Source organism: Methylobacterium oxalidis (genome assembly GCF_007992195.1).
Classification (GTDB): domain Bacteria; phylum Pseudomonadota; class Alphaproteobacteria; order Rhizobiales; family Beijerinckiaceae; genus Methylobacterium; species Methylobacterium oxalidis.
In genome coordinates this window covers 1-1,737 of record NZ_BJZU01000268.1, presented here as the reverse complement: position 1 = coordinate 1,737, position 1,737 = coordinate 1, and the positions used below count along the sequence as shown (strand labels likewise).

The window sequence follows — 1,737 nt, the reverse complement described above, 5'->3', positions numbered from 1 at the left end:
TGCCCCATGCCTGGTACGACGATAAATTCGCTGTTCACGATTTCACCGTGCAGCCGCTCGGACTGGCGGCCAACATCCGCAATCTGATCGTCCGCGCCCGTAACGATCACGACGGGTAGCTTCAGCTCGCGATAGTGCTCCTGAAGCTCAATCGTGACCGGCGTCATCATCGCAGCGTCCTCGGCAGACGCCCGCAGCTGTGAAGGCCGCAACATCAGCTCCTTCGGGAACTCTCGGTCAAAGCGGTCCGGCTCTGAGGCCGGCGCGAACATGGCCTTGATCAGCCCCGGCAGGATGAGCCGGGAGATCACGGGTGAGATCGTGTAGCGCATCGCGTCGCCCAGCACCGGAATGGCAGGTGGCGAGAACAGGATCACGTCGGCGCGCAGGGTCGGGTAGTAGTAGCCTGACGCTAAGACGAGACCGCGCACAAGCTGAGGAGCCTGCAGCGCCAGGGCGACCGCGACCAGAGTGCCCCACGAATGCCCGAGCACCACAGCCTGCGAGACACCGAGCTGCTGCAGCGCCTTCTGAAACAGGGTCGCATGCGCGCGCGGTGTCCAAAGCGCCCGCGGTCGCTCACTGTAGCCGTAGCCGGGACGATCGATGATGATGACGCGGTAGCGCTTCGCGAGTTCATCGACGATGCCGCTGACCAGGAAGTCCTGGATCATCGTTCCGTTGCCGTGGATGAGCACCAGGGGCTCGCCTTGCCCGCGCTCGACGTAATGCAGACGCACCCCATCGACCGTCAGGAAGCTGCCAATGGGCGGATGGCGCTGCTCCGCCCCACGCGCTTTCGAGACAGCGTAGAGCGCAGAGGCGCCGAGGGCTGCTCCGGACCCGAGCAGGGCCGGCAGCAGCCAGCTTCGTGTCGTGAAACGCTGTGTCATACGGTGAGCCTTGTGTCGTGGGGGCGGCCTCGGCCGGGAAGGCGGCCAAGGTAGGAGCATTCCGCTCTAGGCGGCGGTCAGCCGCTTGGTGTTGGCCGCGACACGCTCGCGGTAGCGGGCGACCACCGTGTCGGGTGAGCCGCCCGTCATCAGAGTGCCGGACGCCTCGACGAAGGCGCTGACCTTCTCGCTCACCATCTGCTGGGCTTCGGCGCAGCCCTCAGCGCCGCCCCAGGCGAGCTTCATCAGCCGAAGCTCGACGACCTTCTGAGCCTCCAGGGCGAGCAGGGCGACGGCAAAGGGATCGTACATGGTGCACTCCGTGCCGCGAGGCGCTGGAGCCTGTGCGACTGAGAAAAAGGAAAAGGGCGGCCGTAGCGACCGCCCCTCTGGCTTGTGGCGAACCCGAGATCGTGGCTCGGGTTCTGGTGCTGTGCGCCTCAGCGGACGATCGTCGGGGTCTGCGCGACGCTGGCGAAAGCCTTGCTGGCCTCCTCGACGGCACGCGTCGAGGTCTCGGTGATCGCCCGGCTGTCCTGCACGATGTGCTGCAGGCTCTCGCGGGACAGCTCGCTCTGGATCGCGGCAAATTCCTGGACCGACTTGGCCCGGGTCAGCTTGTTCACCCCGTCGAGGTTGCGCTGCCACTGCCGCTGACCAAGCTCGAACCAATGGCGCGAGGCATCCTGGAAGGCTTGGGTCAGGACCGTGCCGCAGCGTGCGACCGCCTCCAGGTTCTGCTTGGACTGGCGGGCAAGGCGCTCGCTGTCCTCACCGGTGAAACCCAGCGTCTTGGTGAAACGCTCAGTGGCCTCACGCGCCTGCTGCGAGGCCGTCTCGACGC

General features: G+C 66.1%; 3 protein-coding genes. All 3 read right to left on the bottom strand.

The window, feature by feature from the left end; translation table 11 throughout:
* Window positions 1–893 (bottom strand): alpha/beta fold hydrolase (locus MOX02_RS30440; protein ID WP_147029483.1); only part of this gene is annotated, 893 nt, incomplete at its 3' end.
* Between the two features lie 66 nt (window positions 894–959).
* Window positions 960–1,205 carry a hypothetical protein gene (locus MOX02_RS30435; RefSeq protein WP_147029482.1) on the bottom strand — a complete coding sequence of 82 codons (246 nt, stop codon included), beginning with the start codon at window positions 1,203–1,205 and terminating at the stop codon, window positions 960–962.
* Between the two features lie 128 nt (window positions 1,206–1,333).
* A partial coding sequence (locus MOX02_RS30430; RefSeq protein ID WP_147029481.1) for a phasin family protein occupies window positions 1,334–1,737 on the bottom strand: 404 nt, incomplete at its 5' end.

What these genes read in the sequence shown, in the direction of transcription:
- MOX02_RS30435 (WP_147029482.1), bottom strand. Translation starts at nt 1,205, where the DNA reads ATGTACGATCCCTTTGCCGTCGCCCTGCTCGCCCTGGAGGCTCAGAAG.